The organism is Pseudomonas sp. S3_A09 (assembly GCF_054668065.1).
The window spans coordinates 4,331,528-4,352,424 of the sequence record NZ_CP162752.1 but is presented as its reverse complement, the minus strand read 5'-3'; the positions used below and the strand labels follow the sequence as shown (position 1 = coordinate 4,352,424).

General features: G+C 58.4%; 17 protein-coding genes. 2 read left to right on the top strand and 15 right to left on the bottom strand.

Annotated features, from left to right (window positions below):
- Positions 1–2: 2 nt before the first annotated feature.
- The 15 genes from AB4N92_RS20255 to mtnA all read right to left on the bottom strand — a co-directional run bounded on the left by AB4N92_RS20255 (position 3) and on the right by mtnA (position 18,693).
- Positions 3–1,262, bottom strand: coding sequence for a glycosyltransferase family 4 protein (locus tag AB4N92_RS20255; protein ID WP_031290440.1), 1,260 nt, complete (start codon positions 1,260–1,262; stop codon positions 3–5).
- Positions 1,263–1,268: 6 nt separating this feature from the next.
- Positions 1,269–2,399 carry a non-hydrolyzing UDP-N-acetylglucosamine 2-epimerase gene (gene wecB, locus AB4N92_RS20250; RefSeq protein WP_042570765.1) on the bottom strand — a complete coding sequence of 377 codons (1,131 nt, stop codon included), beginning with the start codon at positions 2,397–2,399 and terminating at the stop codon, positions 1,269–1,271.
- A gap of 68 nt (positions 2,400–2,467) precedes the next feature.
- Entirely contained in the window at positions 2,468–3,586 is a 1,119-nt protein-coding gene (wbjC, locus tag AB4N92_RS20245) for a UDP-2-acetamido-2,6-beta-L-arabino-hexul-4-ose reductase (protein WP_236298261.1), read from the bottom strand.
- Between the two features lie 3 nt (positions 3,587–3,589).
- On the bottom strand, positions 3,590–4,624 hold the full coding sequence (locus tag AB4N92_RS20240) for a polysaccharide biosynthesis protein (protein WP_010211948.1): 1,035 nt from the start codon (positions 4,622–4,624) through the stop codon (positions 3,590–3,592).
- A 510-nt stretch (positions 4,625–5,134) separates the two neighbouring features.
- Positions 5,135–5,365: a lipopolysaccharide assembly protein LapA domain-containing protein gene (locus AB4N92_RS20235; RefSeq protein ID WP_010211950.1), complete on the bottom strand. Its 231-nt coding sequence runs from the start codon at positions 5,363–5,365 to the stop codon at positions 5,135–5,137.
- A gap of 20 nt (positions 5,366–5,385) precedes the next feature.
- A complete protein-coding gene (gene ihfB / locus AB4N92_RS20230; protein ID WP_003218804.1) occupies positions 5,386–5,682 on the bottom strand; it encodes an integration host factor subunit beta in 297 nt (98 codons plus the stop codon).
- Between the two features lie 132 nt (positions 5,683–5,814).
- Positions 5,815–6,099: a lipoprotein gene (locus AB4N92_RS20225; RefSeq protein WP_042570764.1), complete on the bottom strand. Its 285-nt coding sequence runs from the start codon at positions 6,097–6,099 to the stop codon at positions 5,815–5,817.
- 162 nt (positions 6,100–6,261) lie between these two features.
- Complete coding sequence (rpsA, locus tag AB4N92_RS20220; protein ID WP_010211953.1) at positions 6,262–7,947, bottom strand: 30S ribosomal protein S1; 1,686 nt, start codon at positions 7,945–7,947, stop codon at positions 6,262–6,264.
- Positions 7,948–8,067: 120 nt separating this feature from the next.
- A complete protein-coding gene (gene cmk, locus AB4N92_RS20215; RefSeq protein ID WP_010211955.1) occupies positions 8,068–8,757 on the bottom strand; it encodes a (d)CMP kinase in 690 nt (229 codons plus the stop codon).
- Positions 8,754–10,964 (bottom strand): bifunctional prephenate dehydrogenase/3-phosphoshikimate 1-carboxyvinyltransferase, encoded by a 2,211-nt coding sequence (locus AB4N92_RS20210; protein WP_236267347.1) that lies wholly within the window; start codon positions 10,962–10,964, stop codon positions 8,754–8,756. Before AB4N92_RS20210 ends, cmk begins: the two co-directional genes overlap by 4 nt.
- 28 nt (positions 10,965–10,992) lie before the next feature.
- Complete coding sequence (gene hisC, locus AB4N92_RS20205) at positions 10,993–12,105, bottom strand: histidinol-phosphate transaminase (RefSeq protein ID WP_021490947.1); 1,113 nt, start codon at positions 12,103–12,105, stop codon at positions 10,993–10,995.
- Between the two features lie 9 nt (positions 12,106–12,114).
- Positions 12,115–13,209, bottom strand: a complete 1,095-nt coding sequence (pheA, locus tag AB4N92_RS20200) for a prephenate dehydratase (protein ID WP_003172650.1) — start codon at positions 13,207–13,209, stop codon at positions 12,115–12,117.
- Entirely contained in the window at positions 13,209–14,294 is a 1,086-nt protein-coding gene (serC, locus tag AB4N92_RS20195; protein WP_042570762.1) for a 3-phosphoserine/phosphohydroxythreonine transaminase, read from the bottom strand. Before serC ends, pheA begins: the two co-directional genes overlap by 1 nt.
- A 243-nt stretch (positions 14,295–14,537) precedes the next feature.
- A complete protein-coding gene (gene gyrA / locus AB4N92_RS20190; RefSeq protein WP_010211963.1) occupies positions 14,538–17,192 on the bottom strand; it encodes a DNA gyrase subunit A in 2,655 nt (884 codons plus the stop codon).
- A gap of 424 nt (positions 17,193–17,616) precedes the next feature.
- Positions 17,617–18,693, bottom strand: coding sequence for an S-methyl-5-thioribose-1-phosphate isomerase (gene mtnA, locus AB4N92_RS20185; protein WP_021490949.1), 1,077 nt, complete (start codon positions 18,691–18,693; stop codon positions 17,617–17,619).
- Between the two features lie 108 nt (positions 18,694–18,801).
- On the opposite strand from mtnA, the gene AB4N92_RS20180 reads away from it, so the two are divergent.
- Positions 18,802–20,133 (top strand): TRZ/ATZ family hydrolase, encoded by a 1,332-nt coding sequence (locus AB4N92_RS20180; protein WP_045791177.1) that lies wholly within the window; start codon positions 18,802–18,804, stop codon positions 20,131–20,133.
- A gap of 64 nt (positions 20,134–20,197) precedes the next feature.
- On the top strand, positions 20,198–20,896 hold the full coding sequence (ubiG, locus tag AB4N92_RS20175) for a bifunctional 2-polyprenyl-6-hydroxyphenol methylase/3-demethylubiquinol 3-O-methyltransferase UbiG (protein WP_010211967.1): 699 nt from the start codon (positions 20,198–20,200) through the stop codon (positions 20,894–20,896).
- Position 20,897 lies beyond the last annotated feature (1 nt).

Genomic DNA, 20,897 nt, shown 5'->3' with positions numbered 1-20,897 from the left:
GGTCATTTTTCGTTCCGCCTCAACGTCGCCTTCCTGAAAAGTGCTTCAAGGCGGTCGAACAAGTTCTCTTTGGAAAAATGCTCAAGGTAGTAACGCCTTCCCAAAAGGCCCATGCTCTCGAGCTCGGACTTGGGCAAGGCGCCCATAGTACGCACGATACTTGCCAGTCCCTGGGCATCGCCTGAACCACAGACCATGCCTGCCCCCGACCTGGTAACGACGTTGGCCGCTTCGCCGTCAATCATGGCGATCACGGGTTTTCCCGATGCCAGGTAAGCCTGGACCTTACCCGGGATGGTTTTCTCGAAAACGTCGTTTGTCCTTAACGAAACCAGCAGTGCGTCAGCCACGGCGAACAGCGCCGGCATTTTTTCCAAAGGGTGCCGGCCGAGCAGCAAGACGTTGTCCATGCGGTTTTCCGCCACATGCTTGGCCAACCATTGACTGGCTCGGCCATCCCCCACAATTACCCAACGCACGGGTAGGTCTGTCTTCACAGCCTTGACTGCAGCCATGATGGCCGGAAAATCCTGAGCATCACCGATATTGCCGGCAAAGAGGATCGTAAACACGGCATCGTCGCTCTGTAGCAGATCGGAAGACGCCTGTACCTCGCCGGAAAAATCATCCTCAGCCCAACTGGGAAAATACACGAGCCGATCTGCGCCCATTGCACGTGTACAGTATTGTTTGACGTTCTCCTCGAACGACCGCGACTGTAACAACAAGTAATCGGTACGGTTGTAGATCCAGGACACTACTTTGCCGACAAGCCCAAGCAGTCTGGGACTCTTGACAACCCCAACCGCCCTCAGGCTCTCCGGCCACAGATCCAACACCCAAATGAGTACCGGGGCCTTTTTCAAGCGGCCAAGCAACAGGGCCGGGATCGCCCCCATGATTGGCGATACCCCATACACAAAAATCGAATCGAATGACTCACCACGCAGTTTGTAACTGCCCACGATAGAGGCACTGCTGAAATACGAAAGGTAATTCAAGGCCAGCGTGAAGTTGCCCTTGCCGCGCGCCAGCATCGGCACCCTGATCACACGAGCCCCTCGAAAGTTCGAAAACTGCGCGGGCTCACGCCGAAAATCGGTAAAGACCTGCCCTTCCGGATAATTGGGCACGCCTGTGAGCACTGTCACCGCATGGCCTTTGGCGACAAAGCCTTCGACCATGTTGTTGATGCGCATATTTTCGGGCCAGAAGTACTGGGTCACCACCAGAATCTTGAGTGGCTTTTGCTGGGAGAGCATGTCCACTCAATATTGCTTCCATACAGTGCGCATGACGTAGTCACGGTAACTATGGATGATCCGAACGACTTTTTCAGCGACATTGGGCATGCTGTAATCCGCGACAAGCCGTAACGTCCGTTCTTGCCCCGCGGCCTGGCTTTCCAGAAGCTGCAAGCCTTGCATGGCGCGCTCGACTTCCAGACCGACCATCATGACCGCCGCCTCTTCCATCCCTTCCGGCCGCTCATGGGCCTCACGCAGATTCAGCGCGGGGAAATTGAGGATCGATGATTCTTCGTTGATGGTGCCGCTGTCCGACAACACCACTTTGGCTGTCAGTTGCAACTTGTTGTAGTCCTTGAACCCCAACGGCTTGAGCAATTGCACATTCTTGTGGAAGCTAACGCCCATGGCATCGACGCGCTTTTGCGTACGAGGGTGAGTGGTCACGATCACCGGCAAGTCGTAATGCGCAGCAACGGTGTTCAATACTTCGACCAACTTGAGGAAGTTCTTGTCGGAATCAATATTCTCTTCGCGATGCGCACTCACGACGAAAAACTTGCCGGCCTCCAAGCCAAGCCGCCCCAGTACATCCGAAGCCTCGATGCCATCGCGGTAGTAATTGAGCACTTCAAACATAGGACTGCCCGTCTTTATCACCCTGTCCGGCGGCAGCCCTTCGCTCAACAGGTAATCACGCGCAATGCTGCTGTAGGTCAGGTTGATGTCAGCGGTGTGATCAACGATGCGGCGATTGATTTCTTCAGGCACGCGCATGTCAAAACAGCGATTGCCGGCTTCCATGTGAAATGTCGGGATCTTACGACGCTTGGCCGGGATCACAGCCATGCAGCTGTTGGTATCACCGAGGATCAAGAGGGCTTCGGGTTTCACCTCCTCCAGCACCTGATCCACCGCAATGATCACGTTGCCGATCGTTTGCGCACCACTTGCGCCAGCAGCGTTGAGAAAATGGTCAGGCTTGCGAATACCGAGGTCCTGGAAAAAAATCTCGTTCAATTCGTAATCGTAGTTCTGCCCGGTATGCACCAGAATGTGTTCACAGTGTTCGTCAAGCTTGGCAATCACTCGTGACAATCGAATGATTTCAGGGCGTGTCCCCACAACCGTGACAACTTTCATTTTTTTCATTTCAACACTCTTCCAGAATCATTGGCATCGGCGCCGTCCGCCCCATGCATTGCCTGATGCACCCATGCTCAGGCTTGAGTACCCACCGGCATTGCAAAGGTGTCCGGGCGCTCACGATCAAAGATCTCGTTGGCCCAGAGCATGACAATCATCTCTTCCTCCCCGACATTGGTAATGTCGTGAGTCCAGCCTGGCACCGTTTCCACTATCCGCGGCTGCTCACCCTCGGTAAACAGCTCATAAAACTCCCCTGATACTATATGGCGAAAGCGAAAGCAGGCCTTGCCTTTGATTACCAGGAATTTCTCGGTCTTGGAGTGGTGGTAATGACCGCCACGCGTCACGCCAGGGTGGGCGGTGAAATAAGAAAATTGCCCACTGTCCCGCGTCTTCAGCATTTCAACAAAAACACCGCGCGGGTCACCGTACTTCGGAACGTCGTAGGTAAATTGCTCGACCGGCAGGTAACTGACGTAGGTCGAGTAAAGTGCTCGCACGAGGCCTGTGCCCACAGCCTCGCTGATCAGCGTGTCGCGACTGTCGCGAAACGCATGCAACTGATCCGCCAACTCGCCCACAGAAATGCTGTACACCGGGGCCACCTGAGCAACTGAGTCCTGAGGCGAGCCGGCGTCCATTAGCTGAGTGAAACAGTCGACCACATCGTCGATGTAAACCAGGCTGACCATCGCGTGTCGATCATTGACCTGGATCGGCAGACCTCGGGTGATGTTGTGGCAGAAAGTCGCCACGGCCGAGTTGTAATCAGGCCGAGCCCATTTTCCAAACACGTTGGGCAGGCGCAGGACATGAACCTTGGAACCGTGGCTCGCCTGTAGATCGTGCAACGCATGCTCAGCAGCCAGCTTGCTGATACCGTAAGCATTATCTCGATCCGCCTGCGTCGAGGAGGTGTAAAGCACGGGAGTGGGCTTGCCACTCATTTTGATCGCGTCGCACAGGGCCAAGGTCAAGTCAGTGTTGCCCACCTTGAACTCATCGGACGATTGCGGACGATTGACCCCTGCAAGGTGGAAGACAAAATCGACCTCAGCAACCAGCGCGGGCAATTGAGAGATGCTGTTATCACGGGTGAAGGCGACCACGTCGATATCATTGCGCTCACTTAAATGCGCAATCAGGTTCCTACCGACAAAACCGTTGGCGCCGGTGATCAGTACCTTCATCACTCACTCCTCCGGCGTAGCGAGTTCGCCACGCTGGATCGCCTTCATGAACTCAAGCTTGAGCAGCAGCCGTTGCATGCCGGCCACATCCAACCTTTCAGTGTTATGAGAGTTGTAGTCTTCCGTGCGAGAGATTTTTTCTTCCCCCTGCTCCACGAATTTCGAATAGTTCAAGTCACGCAGATCAGGGGGGATGCGGTAGTAATCACCCTTGTCTTCAGCGCAAGCCATTTCTTCACGGCTCAGCAACGCTTCAAACAACTTTTCGCCATGACGAGTGCCGATAACCTGAATAGGATGCTCAGGCTTGCCGACCATTGCGGTCAAGGCCTTGGCCAGGGTTTCAACTGTCGCCGCCGGTGCCTTCTGAACAAAAAGATCACCATTGCGACCATGTTCAAAAGCATACAACACAAGGTCTACGGCATCAGCCAGCGTCATCATGAAGCGAGTCATGCTCGGGTCGGTCAACGTCAACGCGTTACCTGCACGAATCTGCTCGATGAACAAAGGAATTACAGAACCCCGTGACGCCATGACGTTACCGTAGCGAGTACCGCAGATAACTGTCTTTGCATCATCCACGTTACGAGATTTGGCAATCATGACTTTTTCCATCATGGCCTTGGAGATACCCATGGCATTGATGGGGTAGACAGCCTTGTCGGTACTCAGGCAAACGACTCGTTTGACCGAATTCTGGATAGCGGCTTCCAGGACATTTTCAGTGCCAATAACGTTGGTCTTGACCGCCTCCATGGGATGAAACTCACAGGAAGGCACCTGCTTCAGCGCGGCAGCGTGAAAAATGTAATCCACGCCGCGAGTGGCATTGAGAACGCTCTGGTAGTCGCGCACATCACCTATGTAAAACTTCAGCTTGGTGTCGGCATAGCGCTTGCGCATGTCGTCCTGCTTCTTCTCATCGCGACTGAAGATGCGGATTTCTGCGATACCACTGTCGAGGAAACGCTTGAGGACGGCGTTGCCGAATGAACCGGTGCCACCGGTGATTAGAAGCGTTTTTCCGCTGAACATAGTAAGTCCTAAAGCAACGCGCACAGCACGACAAGCTTCTAGTCGGCCACTCACCTCAATGCCTGCAGACCAACAAAGCCAACATGCCGCCCCGGAATACTCAACGGTGAAGAGGTTCAAGGAAAACGTCGAAGCTCGTTAGCAAACAGCCCGAAAAATAAGCTTTGTGTGGTGCAGTTAAAGATGAAGGGCATGGAAATTGGTGGCTATTTTAAGGCCTGCGTCCTTAAAGTCAAAAGCGAACACAGATGCGTGAGGGCATGCCTCAACGGTAATGAGAGGACGGGAACCAGACCCGACACCTTGGGGGATTAACGCCTACTGGTTATTGATGTGACATGACGAAAGTTTTCATACAGATAAACGCTCAACAGCCTGATCAGTACAGTAAAGACTCTCACCTTAAAACAGGAGGAATAACTCAGACTTATGTCAGGTTACGTCTACCAAGAGAATAGAACGCCGCAGGGTTCAAGCATTAGACTACGGCAGCCCCCAAGCACATACCGATCAAGCCTTCTGACGGGTTTTCTTACGACCGAACACGACCGCTATCGCCGGACCAACGATCATTCCCACCAGCAACGCCAATAAGGTGAAAACTGAAACTGGCAGCTCAACCGTGGACCAACCGAAAAACGACAGTGTTGCACCTTGCTGATTCTCGAGCACAAAAAAAACGACGACGAGCGCGAAGAACAAAACAGATACAATCGATGCAAAGCGCCTGAGTCTAGCCATAACGTTCTCCTGAAAGTCAATCAGACGCCTTCTTCCTCGTCTTCGTTCACCCGATCACGCAATTCCTTCCCCGGCTTGAAATGAGGTACGAATTTGCCGTCAAGACTGACGGACTGGCCGGTTTTTGGATTACGGCCCACACGCGGTGCGCGATAGTGAAGTGAAAAACTCCCAAACCCACGGATCTCAATGCGATCACCGGTCGCCAGGCATTGGGACATTTGCTCAAGCATAGTCTTGATAGCCAGCTCGACATCCTTGGATGAGAGCAGCCCTTGATGGGTGACAATTCGTTCGATCAACTCCGACTTCGTCATATTTTTCCCTTCTTTTTCAAGCAGCTAGGAAAAGCGCTTCGAAGGTTTTAGCATGACTTGATGAATTTGAACAGCCCGTTAGACAACTTATCTGCAGGACCGATGGCAACCTCCTATAGGCGCATTCCATCATCAATTACAGATAACCAGCATGGTGCGAGTTACTGCGCCGGCGGGGTTCCAGCCGAACAGGTAGTCGCCCTCTTCGTCCGCGGCGTCGCTGGACTTGGTGATGACCCTGTACCCCTGCATCTTGCACTCTCGTGCAGCGCGCTTTTCACACTTCTCCCACTTGTTACCCAGGCCCGAGCAATCGATCTCGATGCCGCCGACGCCGCGCTTGGCGTGGGTCTTCGCGCTGGTGGTGGAGCAGCCCGCAAGCACGACCACTGCGAGCATTACGATAAGCCTGTTCATTCAAATCCTTATTGAAGCGACAACACGAGAACCGCTTTTTTCTTAAGACTACAATCAGTTCTGACACTGAGCTATACGCCTTGGTTCTCGGTGTTGATTCAACGAATTTCAGGCACAAAAAAGGGCGACCGAAGTCGCCCTTTTTCTATGGCCTGACAGAACTTAGTTCTGCTTAGCCATTGCTTCGCGCAGCAGGGAGGCCATGGTGGTCTCGCCTGGTGCAGCTTCCGGAGCCGATTTCAGGCTCTGGATTGCTTCTTTCTCTTCCACTTCGTCTTTCGACTTGATGGAGAGTTGGATTACGCGGCTCTTGCGGTCAACGCTGATGATCTTGGCTTCTACTTCCTGGCCTTCCTTCAGAACGTTGCGCGCGTCTTCAACGCGGTCACGGCTGATTTCGGAGGCTTTCAGAGTCGCTTCGATATCGTCGGCCAGAACGATGATGGCGCCTTTGGCGTCAACTTCTTTCACAGTGCCTTTAACGATGGCGCCTTTGTCGTTCTCTTGAACGTACTCGGAGAACGGATCGCTTTCCAGTTGCTTGATGCCCAGGGAGATGCGCTCGCGCTCTGGGTCAACCGACAGGATAACGGTGTCCAGCTCGTCGCCCTTCTTGAAACGACGAACAGCTTCTTCGCCCACTTCGTTCCAGGAGATGTCGGACAGGTGAACCAGGCCGTCGATGCCGCCGTCCAGACCAATGAAGATACCGAAATCGGTGATCGACTTGATGGTGCCGGAGATTTTATCGCCCTTGTTGAACTGGCCAGAGAAATCTTCCCATGGGTTAGATTTGCACTGCTTGATGCCCAGGGAGATACGACGACGCTCTTCGTCGATGTCCAGAACCATAACTTCCACTTCGTCGCCGACTTGTACGACTTTCGAAGGGTGGATGTTTTTGTTGGTCCAGTCCATTTCGGAAACGTGTACCAGGCCTTCCACGCCTTCTTCCAGCTCAGCGAAGCAGCCGTAGTCGGTCAGGTTGGTCACACGCGCGGTAACGCGAGTGCTTTCTGGGTAACGGGCTTTGATAGCAACCCATGGATCTTCACCCAGTTGCTTCAGGCCCAGGGAAACACGGTTGCGCTCGCGATCGTATTTCAGAACCTTGACATCGATCTCGTCGCCAACGTTGACGATTTCGGAAGGATGCTTGATACGCTTCCAAGCCATGTCGGTAATGTGCAGCAGGCCATCGACGCCACCCAGATCGACGAATGCGCCGTAATCGGTGAGGTTCTTGACGATACCTTTGACTTGTTGGCCTTCCTGCAGGGATTCCAGCAGAGCTTCACGCTCGGCGGAGTTCTCTGCTTCCAGGACGCTGCGACGGGAAACGACAACGTTGTTGCGCTTCTGGTCGAGTTTGATGACCTTGAATTCGAGTTCTTTGCCTTCCAGGTGCGTGGTGTCGCGCACAGGACGAACGTCGACCAAAGAACCTGGCAGGAACGCACGGATGCCGTTAACGTCGACAGTGAAGCCGCCTTTAACCTTACCGTTGATAACGCCCTTGACCACTTCTTCAGCTGCGAAGGCTGCTTCGAGAACAATCCAGCATTCAGCGCGCTTGGCTTTTTCACGGGACAGCTTGGTTTCACCGAAACCGTCTTCAACCGAGTCCAGAGCAACGTGAACTTCGTCACCGACATTGATTGTCAGATCACCAGCATCGTTGTAGAACTGTTCCAGCGGGATCAGAGCTTCAGACTTCAGACCAGCGTGAACGGTTACCCAGCGAGCTTGGTAATCGATATCAACGATAACACCGGTGATGATGGAGCCTGCCTGAAGGTTCAGGGTTTTTAGGCTTTCTTCAAAGAGTTCCGCAAAGCTTTCGCTCATTTTAATTCCTGTTGATAAGGGCGAAGAATACGCCCATCTCCACACCCCAGACGGTGTGGGTCAGTTTCAGTTAAAAGAAGCCACCGCAGGACTATGACTGGTCCCCTGCGGCCTTCTTAATCACCCGGCGATATCGCGAATGGCGATTTCACTCAAGATGCGTTCCAGCACCTGCTCGATGGACAGCTCCGTGGAATCCAGCTGTATGGCATCAGCCGCCGGCTTGAGCGGGGCTACTGCGCGCTGGGTATCACGCTCATCGCGTGCACGGATCTCATCTAGCAGACTCGACAGACTAACACCATCGACTTTGCCCTTCAACTGCAAGTAGCGGCGGCGAGCCCGCTCCTCGGCGCTGGCGGTCAAGAAAATCTTCAAGGGTGCCTCGGGAAACACCACGGTTCCCATGTCACGGCCATCGGCGACCAGGCCCGGCGGCTCCTGGAACGCCCGCTGGCGCTGCAGCAGCGCATCACGCACGGCCGGCAGCGCGGCAACCTGGGAAGCCCACGAACCGACTTGTTCGTTACGCAGGTCATCCGTCACATCGTCTCCTTCGAGGATGATGCGCTGGGGATGACCTTCCGTCGCACCGACGAACTGCACATCGAGGTGCGCTGCCAGCAGCTTCAGGGATTCTTCGTTGGTCAGGTCGACGCCATGGTTGCGTGCGGCGAATGCCAGCAGGCGGTACAGCGCGCCGGAATCCAGCAGGCACCAGCCCAGGCGCTCGGCCAGGATGCCGGCGATCGTGCCTTTGCCCGAGCCGCTTGGCCCGTCGATGGTAATCACCGGTGCTTTGATATTCACAATTGAGCCTCTTGGGCAACACGGATGCCGACTTGGGCACACAGTGTAAGAAAGTTCGGAAAAGACGTAGCAACATTGGCGCAGTCACGGATACGAATCGGCGTCGCCGCCCGCAGGGAGGCCACACTGAACGCCATGGCAATCCGGTGATCACCATGGGCATGGACTTCACCACCGCCTATCAGGCCACCGTCAATGATAATCCCATCGGCGGTGGGTTCACACTTCACCCCCAGCGCCAACAGACCATCGGCCATGACCTGGATACGGTCGGACTCCTTCACGCGCAGCTCTTGAGCCCCACGCAACACGGTTCGCCCCTCGGCACAGGCCGCCGCGACGAAGAGCACCGGAAATTCATCGATCGCCAACGGCACCAGCGCTTCGGGAATCTCGATCCCCTTCAACGCTGCCGCGCGCACCCGCAGATCTGCGACGGGCTCGCCACCTACCTCACGCTGGTTTTCCAGCGTGATATCCGCACCCATCAGCCGCAGAATATCGATCACGCCGGTACGCGTCGGATTGACACCGACGTGCTCCAGCAGCAGCTCAGAACCCTCGGCAATCGAAGCCGCCACCAGAAAGAACGCCGAAGAAGATATATCCCCCGGCACTTCAATATGGGTAGCCGCCAGCGCATGACCGGACTCCACGGACGCCGTCGCCCCCTCCACCGCCACCGGATAACCAAAACCGCGCAACATGCGTTCAGTATGGTCACGGGTCGGAGCAGGCTCGGTCACCACAGTTTTACCTTCAGCGTACAACCCGGCCAGCAGCAGGCAGGATTTGACCTGGGCACTGGCCATCGGCATCGCGTAAGCCAGGCCTTTCAACGACTGCCCACCACGAATGGTCAGCGGCGGACGCCCTTCCGGCCCCGTCTCGATCACCGCGCCCATTTCCCGCAGAGGCTTGGCCACGCGACTCATCGGACGCTTGGACAGGGACGCGTCGCCGGTCAGCACACTGTCAAAGCTCTGCGCTGCCAACAAACCAGACAGCAACCGCATGGAAGTACCGGAGTTACCGAGATAAATCGGCCCCGGCGCCGGTTTCAAGCCATGCAGCCCCACGCCATGAATGGTCACACGCCCATGGTGCGGACCTTCGATCACCACGCCCATGTCGCGAAACGCCTGCAAGGTCGCCAGGGCATCTTCGCCCTCAAGGAAACCTTCGACCTCAGTCACACCCTCAGCCAACGAACCCAGCATGATCGACCGATGGGAGATCGACTTGTCGCCCGGCACCCGAATGCGCCCGCTCAAGCGGCCACCCGGTTCGGCGAGGAAGGTCAGCTCATCAGCGGTCACAGCGGTTTCCATGTAGGCCCGGCGCGCCAGGATCTTGCTGAAATGCTCACGCGCCACCCGCGCACGGGTAAACACGCCCAATAATTGATGGCCATCTCCGGCATCAACCGCGTCGCGCAAGGCGTCGAGGTCGCTGCGGAAGGTGTCCAGGGTGCGCAACACCGCTTCGCGATTGGCGAGGAAGATGTCGTGCCACATCACCGGGTCGCTGCCGGCAATCCGCGTGAAGTCGCGAAAACCACCGGCGGCGTAACGGAAAATATCGAGGTTCTCGTTGCGCTTGGCCAACGAGTCCACCAGGCCAAATGCGAGCAAATGCGGCAGATGGCTGGTTGCGGCCAACACTTCGTCGTGACGCTCGACCTGCATATGCTCGACATCCGCACCCAGCTCACGCCATAGACGGTCCACCACCGCCAGTGCAGCCAGATCGGTTTGCTCCAGCGGCGTCAGGATGACTTTATGGCGACGGAACAGCTGCGCATTGGACGCCTCTACTCCGCTCTGTTCGGAGCCCGCAATCGGATGACCCGGCACAAAGCGCGCCGGCATACCACCAAAGGCCCGTTGCGCCGCGCGCACCACATTGCCTTTGGCACTGCCGACATCCGTCAGGATCGCCTGCCCCAAGTCCATGCCCGCCAGTACGCCGAGCAATTTCTCCATGGCCAGGATCGGCACGGCCAACTGGATCACATCAGCGCCCTGGCACGCGAGCGCCAGGTCCGCTTCACAGCGATCCACCACCCCCAACTCAACCGCCAACTTGCGCGATTGCGGGTCCAGGTCCACACCAACCACTTCGCTACACAGCCCACTTTCACGCAGGCCTTTGGCGAAGGAGCCGCCGATCAACCCCAGACCGACCACCACCAGGCGACCGATCATAGGCACAGCAGGTTTCAATGCAGTGACATCAACCACGGGCCAGAACCTTGGCCAGCGCCTCCAGGAAGCGGGCGTTTTCTGCCGGCAGACCGATGGTAATGCGCAGGTGGTTCGGCATGCCGTAGTTGGCGGTCGGACGCACAATGACGCCTTCGCGCAACAGGCCCTGGAATACCGGCGCAGCGACCTGGCCGAGGTCGACACAAATGAAGTTGCCCTTGGACGGAATCCAGCCCAGGCCCAACTCACGGAAGCCTTCCTGCAACTGCAGCATGCCGCTTTCGTTGAGGCGACGGCCTTCTTCCAGGTACTCGGCATCCTTCACCGCCGCACAGGCTGCAGCCAGCGCGAGGCTGTTGACGTTGAACGGCTGACGCACACGGTTCAGCACGTCGGCAACCACTGCCGTGGACAAACCGTAGCCGACTCGCAGCGATGCCAGGCCATAAGCCTTGGAGAACGTGCGCGAAACCAGCAGGTTCGGGTACGCCGCCAGGAAATCCAGGCCGTTCGGCAGATCACTGCCTTCGGCGTACTCGATGTATGCCTCGTCCAGTACGACCAACACATGCTCCGGCACGTCTTGCAGGAAGTCGCTCAGCGCTTGCGCGTCGAACCAGGTGCCGGTCGGGTTGTTAGGGTTCGCGATAAACACGACGCGGGTCTGGGCATCAATGGCCGCCAGCATGGCCGGCAGGTCATGACCCCACTCTTTCGCGGGGACCACTTTCGCATCAGCGCCCACCGCCTGGGTCACGATCGGATAGACCGCAAACGCATGCTCGCTGAACACCGCATTCAAACCTGGCGCCAGATACGCACGACCAACCAGCTCAAGAATGTCGTTGGAGCCATTGCCCAGGGTGACCTGGTTCAGCTCGACACCGCACTTTTGTGCCAGCAGAGACTTCAAGGCAAAGCCGTTACCATCGGGATAGCGGGTCAGCTCAGCCAACTCTTCACGAATCGCCGCCAACACCTTCGGGCTCGGGCCCAGCGGGTTTTCGTTACTGGCCAGCTTGACGATGTTCGCCGGATCCAGGTTCAACTCACGCGCCAGCTCATCCACAGGCTTGCCCGGAACGTAAGGCGACAGTTGTTGCACGCCCGGCTGAGCCAGGGTGAGGAAGTTGCCACTCATGTTAAAGCCTCACAAAACCGCTTTCGGGTAAGAGCCCAGCACCTTGAGTGCCACGGCTTCCTGACTGATTTTCTCCAGCACACCCTTGACCAGCGGGTCGCGGTGATGGCCGATGAAGTCGATAAAGAACACGTAAGTCCATTTACCGCTGCGCGAAGGACGAGTCTCGATGCGCGTCAGGTCAATCCCGTTATCATGGAACGGCACCAGCAGCTCATGCAGCGCGCCAGGCTTGTTGCTCATGGAGACAATGATCGAGGTCTTGTCGTCGCCAGTGGGCGGCACTTCCTGGCTGCCGATCATCAGGAAGCGCGTGGAGTTGTCCGGGCGGTCCTCGATTTTCTCGGCCAGGCGCGTCAGGCCGTACAGCCCAGCGGCCATATCACCGGCGATGGCCGCCGAATTCCACTCACCCTTGACCCGCTTGGCGGCCTCGGCGTTGCTGGAGACAGCTACCCGCTCGACATTCGGATAATGCGCGTCCAGCCACTTGCGGCACTGGGCCAGGGACTGGGCGTGGGAGTAGATGCGGCTGATACTGTCGGTCTTGGTATTCTCGCCCACCAGCAGGTGATGGTGGATGCGCAGCTCGACTTCGCCGCAGATGACCATGTCGTGTTCGAGGAAGCTGTCCAGCGTGTGGTTGACCGCGCCTTCGGTGGAGTTTTCCACCGGCACCACGCCAAAATTCACCGCGCCGGCCGCCACTTCACGGAACACTTCATCGATCGCCGCCATTGGCTTGCTGATCACCGCGTGACCGAAGTGCTTCATGGCCGCCGCTTGGGTGAAAGTGCCCTCGGGGCCCAGATAAGCCACTTTCAGCGGCTGTTCCAGCGCCAGGCACGAAGACATGATTTCGCGGAACAACCGCGCCATCTCTTCGTTGCCCAGTGGGCCCTTATTACGCTCCATGACACGCTTGAGCACCTGGGCTTCACGCTCGGGACGGTAGAACACCGGCACTTCGCCTTCGGCCAGGGAGGCCATCTTCACCCGTGCCACTTCCTGGGCGCACCGCGCGCGCTCACTGATCAGCTCCAGGACTTTCTCGTCCAGGCTGTCAATGCGCACGCGCAGGGCCTTGAGTTCTTGCTCAGACATTAGCCGTGTTCCTTTTCGAACGCTGCCATGTAGTCAACCAGCGCGTTGATCGCGTGGATGTCGACGGCATTGTAGATGGAGGCGCGCATGCCACCGACCGAACGGTGCCCCTTGAGGTTCAGCAGGCCACGCTCTTCGGCACCGACCAGGAACGGCTTGTCCAGGCGATCATCAGCCAGGCGGAACGGCACGTTCATCCAGGAGCGATCAGTCAGGTTGATCGGGTTGCTGTACAGGCCGCTGGCGTCGATGAAGTCGTACAGGACGCGCTTCTTCTCTTCGTTGAGCTTACCCATGGCGGCGACACCGCCCTGCTCTTTCAGCCACTCGAACACCAGGCCGGAGAGGTACCAGGCAAACGCTGGCGGAGTGTTGTACATCGAGCCGTTATCGGCCGCGACCTTGTAGTTGAGCATGGTCGGGCACAGCGAACGGGCGCGACCCAACAGGTCCTCACGGATGATGTTGACCAGGATGCCGCTCGGGCCGATGTTCTTCTGGGCGCCAGCGTAGATCATGCCGTACTTGGACACATCGATAGGGCGCGAGAGAATGTCCGAGGACATGTCGCACACCAGCGGAACGTCACCGACTTCCGGCACCCAATCAAACTCCAGGCCGCCGATGGTTTCGTTCGCGACGTAGTGCACGTAGGCCGCGTCCTTCGACAGCTTCCACTCGTTCTGACCGGGAATGGCGAAGTAGTCGTACGGCTTGGCGGTACCCGCGACATTGACGTGACCGTAACGCGAGGCCTCTTCAATAGCCTTCTGACCCCAGATACCCGTGTCGATATAGTCAGCCGTGCCGTCTTCCGGCAGCAGGTTCAGCGGGATCTGGGCGAACTGCTGGCTGGCGCCGCCCTGCAGGAACAACACTTTGTAGTTGGATGGGATGTCCAGCAAGTCACGCAGATCCTGCTCGGCCTTGGTGGCGATGGACACGAACTCATCGCTGCGATGGCTCATTTCCATCACGGAGAGGCCTTTTCCATGCCAGTCGAGGAGTTCACCCTGCGCACGCTGCAGGACTGCTTCAGGAAGCGCCGCGGGACCGGCACAGAAGTTATAGGCTCTCTTGCTCACATCCAATCTCACTCTGATTTGGTGGGGCTGCAATCATGTTCGGCAACAACCTTTCTCTGGAGCGAACCCTTGTGGGAGCTGGCTTGCCTGCGATAAGGGCACCTCGGTAGCGCAGTGATACCGCGGCGCTGCCATCGCAGGCAAGCCAGCTCCCACATTGACCGCGTCCAGCCAAAGGACGTGCTATTTCACAAGGGACAAACAACAAGGGGGCGAATCTTCATCCGCCCCCTGTGTGTCCTCTTATTCCTGCGGTTCTTCTTCGTCTGCGGCAGCGTCGAGGGTTGGCTCGTCGACGTTGTCATCGCCTGCTGCGATCACCTCGCCTTCGAATTCCTCGCCTTCCAGCTCTTCGCCTTCGACTTCCGATGGCTCCTGGACACGCTCCAGGCCGACCAGTTTCTCGTCCTTGGCCAGCTTGATCAGGGTGACGCCCTGGGTATTACGGCCCAGGCTCGACACTTCAGCCACACGGGTACGTACCAGGGTGCCCTGGTCGGAAATCAGCATGATCTCCTCGCCATCGAGCACCTGGACCGCGCCGACCAGACGGCCATTGCGGTCGTTGCTGACCATGGCGATCACGCCTTGGCCGCCACGCTTATACTCCGGGAACTCGCTGATGGCGGTGCGTTTGCCATAACCGCGCTCGGAAGCGGTGAGGATCTGGCTGCCTTCTTCCGGGATCAGCATCGAAATCAGCTTCTGCCCTTCTGGCAGGCGCATGCCGCGCACACCGCGGGCGGTACGGCCCATGGCGCGAACGTCGGATTCCTTGAAGCGCGTGACCTTGCCGCCGTCGGAGAACAGCATGACTTCACGCTCGCCATCGGTGATGGCCGCAGAGATCAGCACGTCGCCTTCGTCCAGCTCCAGGGCGATCAGGCCCACGCTGCGCTGACGGCTGAAGGATTCCAGCGGGGTCTTCTTCACGGTGCCTTTGGCGGTGGCCATGAAGATGAAGTGACCTTCGGTGTATTCCTCGACCGGCAGCATGGTGGTGATGTATTCATCACTGTCCAGTGGCAGCAGGTTGACCAGTGGGCGACCACGGGCAGCACGGGACGCTTCCGGGATTTCGTAGGTTTTCAGCCAGTACACCTTGCCTTTGCTGGAGAACAGCAGCAGCGTGGTGTGGCTGTTGGCGACCAACAGGTGAGCAATGTAGTCCTCATCCTTCACGCCGGTCGCCGATTTACCTTTACCACCACGACGCTGGGCCTGGTACGCAGCCAATGGCTGGGTCTTGGCGTAGCCACCGTGGGAGATGGTCACCACACGCTCTTCTTCCGGGATCATGTCACCCAGGGTCAGGTCGAGGCGCGCATCGAGGATTTCGGTACGGCGCACGTCACCGTATTCGGCGCGGATCACTTCCAGTTCTTCGCGGATCACTTCCATCAGGCGCACGGCGCTGCTGAGGATGCGGATCAACTCGCCGATCTGGTTGAGGATCTCCTGGTACTCGGCCAGCAGCTTCTCGTGCTCCAGACCGGTCAGGCGGTGCAGGCGCAACTCCAGGATGGCCTGGGCCTGTTCCGGCGACAGGAAGTACTTGCCTTCGCGCAGACCGTATTGCGGGTCCAGGGTCTCCGGACGGCACGAGTCGGCGCCGGCACGTTCAACCATGGCCACCACGGCGCTGGATTCCCAAGGCGTGCTGATCAACGCTTCCTTGGCTTCCGACGGGGTTGGCGAGGCCTTGATCAGGGCGATTACCGGGTCGATGTTCGACAGCGCAACTGCCTGGCCTTCCAGGATGTGGCCGCGCTCGCGGGCCTTGCGCAGTTCGAACACGGTGCGGCGTGTGACCACTTCGCGACGGTGACGCACGAAGGCTTCCAGCAGGTCCTTGAGGTTCAGGATGCGCGGGCGGCCGTCGATCAGCGCAACCACGTTGATACCAAACACGCTTTGCAGCTGGGTCTGGGCATAGAGGTTGTTGAGGATCACCTCAGGCACTTCGCCACGACGCAGCTCGATCACCACGCGCATACCGTCTTTGTCGGACTCGTCGCGCAGTTCGGTGATGCCTTCGAGCTTCTTCTCTTTGACCAGCTCGGCGATCTTCTCGATCAGGCGCGCCTTGTTCAGCTGGTACGGCAGTTCGGTGATAACGATCTGCTGGCGGCCACCGACCTTGTCGATGTCTTCGATGATCGAGCGGGCGCGCATGTAAATGCGGCCGCGACCGGTGCGGTAGGCTTCGATGATGCCGGCGCGACCGTTGATGATCGCGGCAGTCGGGAAGTCCGGGCCGGGGATGTATTGCATCAGCTCATCGACGGTCAGCTCCGGGTTGTCGATGAGGGCCAGGCAACCGTCGATGACTTCACCGAGGTTGTGCGGCGGGATGTTGGTGGCCATGCCCACGGCGATACCGCTGGAACCGTTGACCAGCAGGTTGGGGATCTTGGTCGGCATGACCGCCGGGATCATTTCGGTGCCGTCGTAGTTCGGCACCCAGTCCACGGTTTCTTTATGCAGGTCGGCCAGCAGCTCATGCGCCAGCTTGGTCATGCGCACTTCGGTGTATCGCATGGCCGCGGCGTTGTCGCCGTCGACCGAACCGAAGTTGCCCTGGCCGTCTACCAGCAGGTAGCGCAGGGAAAACGGCTGGGCCATCCGAACGATGGTGTCGTACACCGCAGTGTCGCCGTGAGGGTGATACTTACCGATCACGTCACCGACAACACGGGCAGATTTCTTGTACGGCTTGTTCCAGTCGTTACCCAGCTCGCTCATCGCGAACAGCACACGCCGGTGCACGGGCTTCAAGCCATCGCGCGCATCAGGCAGTGCCCGACCGACAATTACGCTCATCGCGTAGTCGAGGTAGGACTGTTTCAGCTCGTCTTCGATATTGACCGGGAGGATTTCTTTGGCCAGTTCGCCCATGAGAAGCCTGATTCCTTTTTCGGGTGAAACCTCGTCACATCCATATGGGACGAACGAAGCTCGCCGCTGCCGGCAGAGTGCCTGACAACGACTTACGACAAATCAACGAGTTATGACACGGATCTGCACGTTATAGGCCACCCCTCGGGGCGACCCTGGAAACCGCCGGATGTTATCACAATCGCCGCCACGCACCTATCCCCCTGATGCGCATGGAGCATAGTAAGTTGACGGATGACAGGCTTGAGGGCGACGAGAGGGGCTCAGAGGCAGGGTCGTGCTATTTTTTGAAGGCAGATCCGAAGGTTTTCTTGACTTATAGACCCCTTCGCGAGCAAGCCCGCGCCCACATTTGAGTGGTGAACACATTCAAAATGTGGGAGCGGGCTTGCTCGCGAATGCAATCGGACAGCCGCCAACGCCCTCAATGCAGGCGTTTACGGCACATCAACTTGGCCAGCTTGGCGGTGTCCGGCCGTTCGACGATGCCTTTTTCGGTCACGATCACGTCAATCAGGTCGGCCGGGGTCACGTCAAACACTGGATTGAAGGCGACGACATCCGCGGCGAAGCGCTGGCCGGCGACTTCCAGCAACTCACCGGCGTCGCGCTCTTCCAGCGCTACGTCATCGCCAGTTGCCATCATCATGTCCAGGGTCGAACTCGGCGCCACCACCATGAACCGCACGCCGTGGTGCATGGCACACACTGCCAACTGGTACGTCCCGATCTTGCTGATCACGTCGCCATTGGCGGCAATGCAATCAGCACCGACGATCACCCAGGTCACGCCTTTGGTCTTGAGGATATGCGCGCCAGCCGAATCGGCGTTCACCGTCACCGGGATGCCCTCGCCCGCCAGCTCCCAGGCGGTCAGCCGCGAACCTTGCAGCCAGGGCCGGGTTTCATTGACGTAGACCTGCTCGACCATGCCTTCCAGATAGGCCGCACGAATCACCCCGAGCGCCGTACCCACACCGCCGGTCGCCAGAGCGCCAGCGTTGCCGTGGGTAAGGATCGCCTGGGCATTGCCCTGGTGCTTGCGGATCAAATCGACCCCCAGTTGAGCCATGGTGAGATTGGCTTCGCGATCACTTTCATGGATGGCAATGGCTTCTGCTTCAAGCACCGCCAGCGGGTCGGCGTGCTTTTTGACGCGGTCCAGGCGGTCACGCATGCGTTTCAACGCCCAGAACAGGTTCGACGCGGTCGGTCGGGTATCGGCTAACAGTGCATAGTCTTCTTCCCACGCTGCCTGCCAGTCACCGCCCTCGGCGATCCGCTCACGCGCCGCCAGCACCAGGCCATACGCCGCGCTGATACCAATGGCCGGTGCACCGCGCACCACCATCGAACGAATGGCCGCCGCCACATCATCGACCGTAGAGCAAGCCACCCAGCTTTCCCGGGATGGCAAGGCACGCTGATCGAGCAGGTATAGCGCGCCATCACGCCAATCGATGGCCTTCACTTTCTCCGCTGCCAACAGTCGATCGCGCATCCCTTACTCCGCACTCATAAACAAAGCCGCCGATTATAGCGATCCGCCAGCCAGGACGCTCGGGTATACTTCGCCCTTCTTTTATAGCTGCCTGGGAAGAAGCCTGCGATGACCGCCACTGCCGCCCCGCTCGACTTATTGTTGCTGCCTACATGGCTGGTGCCTGTCGAACCCGCTGGCGTGGTGCTCAAGGAACATGGCCTGGGCATTCGCGATGGGCGCATTGCCTTTATCGGGCCACGGGCGGCAGCGCTCAAGCTGGTGGCCAACGAAGTGCGCGAACTGCCGGGCATGCTGCTCAGCCCCGGCCTGATCAACGCCCACGGACATGCGGCGATGAGCCTGTTTCGCGGCATGGCCGACGACCTGCCGCTGATGACCTGGCTGGAAAAGCACATCTGGCCTGCCGAGGCCAAGTGGGTCGATGAAGCCTTTGTGCGCGATGGCACCGACCTGGCCATCGCCGAACAGCTCAAGGGCGGCATCACCTGCTTCTCCGACATGTACTTCTACCCCAAGGTCGCCAGCGACTGCGTGCACAACAGCGGCATCCGCGCGCAGATCGCAATTCCGATCCTCGACTTCCCGATCCCCGGCGCCAGTACGCCCGACGAGGCGATTCGCCAAGGCGTCGAGCTGTTCGGCGATCTCAAGCACCACCCACGCATCAAGATCACCTTCGGCCCGCACGCGCCTTACACCGTGTGTGATGACAACCTGGAGAAAATCCGGGTGATCGCCGAAGAGCTGGACGCCGCGATCCACATGCATGTTCACGAAACCGCCTCTGAAGTGCAGCAAGCGGTCGAGCAGACTGGCGAACGGCCATTGGCGCGTCTGGGTCGCCTCGGGCTGTTGGGGCCGCGCTTCCAGGCCGTTCATATGACCCAAATCAGCGAGGATGACTTGGCTTTGCTGGTAGAAAGCAACACCAGCATCGTTCACTGTCCGGAATCCAACCTGAAACTGGCCAGCGGCTTTTGCCCGGTGGAGCGTCTGTGGCAGGCTGGCGTGAACGTGGCCATCGGCACCGATGGCGCTGCCAGTAACAATGACCTCGACCTGCTGGGCGAAACCCGCACCGCCGCCCTGTTGGCCAAGGCCGTCGCCGGCTCGGCCACCGCGCTGGATGCCCATCGCGCCTTGCGCATGGCGACGCTCAACGGTGCGCGGGCCATGGGCCTAGAAAGCGAAATTGGCTCGCTGGAGGTCGGCAAGGCGGCGGATATCGTGGCCTTCGATCTTTCCGGGCTGGCGCAACAACCGATCTACGATCCGGTCTCACAGCTTATATATGCCACCGGACGCGATTGCGTGAAACACCTTTGGGTCGCCGGCAAGCAACTGCTCGACGACCGGCAATTGACCCGCATGGATGAACAACAGTTGACCGCCACGGCCATCGCCTGGGGCCAGCGCATCAGCGGGCACCACGAATAACGAAGGTTTTGAACCCTAAGGTTCAGGACTGACAAACCGATTTATCAGATTTAGAGGATTCACCATGAGCAACGTCGACCACGCCGAAATCGCCAAATTCGAAGCCCTGGCTCACCGCTGGTGGGACCGTGAGAGTGAGTTCAAGCCCCTGCACGACATCAACCCGCTGCGGGTCAACTGGATTGATGAACGCGTCAACCTGGCCGGCAAGAAGGTGCTGGATGTAGGCTGCGGCGGCGGCATTCTCAGCGAGGCCATGGCCCAGCGCGGCGCCACCGTAATGGGCATCGACATGGGCGAAGCGCCCCTGGCCGTGGCCCAGCTGCACCAGCTGGAATCCGGCGTGAACGTGGAATACCGCCAGATCACCGCCGAGGCCCTGGCCGAAGAGATGCCCGAGCAGTTCGACGTGGTTACCTGCCTGGAAATGCTGGAACACGTACCGGACCCGTCCTCGGTGATCCGCGCCTGCTTCCGCATGGTCAAGCCGGGGGGCCAGGTCTTCTTCTCCACCATCAACCGCAACCCCAAGGCCTACCTGTTCGCGATCATCGGCGCCGAATACATCATGAAGCTGCTGCCGCGCGGCACCCATGACTTCAAGAAATTCATCCGCCCGTCCGAGCTGGGTGCCTGGAGCCGCCAGGCCGGGCTGACCGTCAAGGACATCATCGGCCTCACCTACAACCCGCTGACCAAGCACTACAAGCTGGCCAACGACGTTGACGTCAACTACATGATCCAGACCCTGCGCGAGGAGTGAG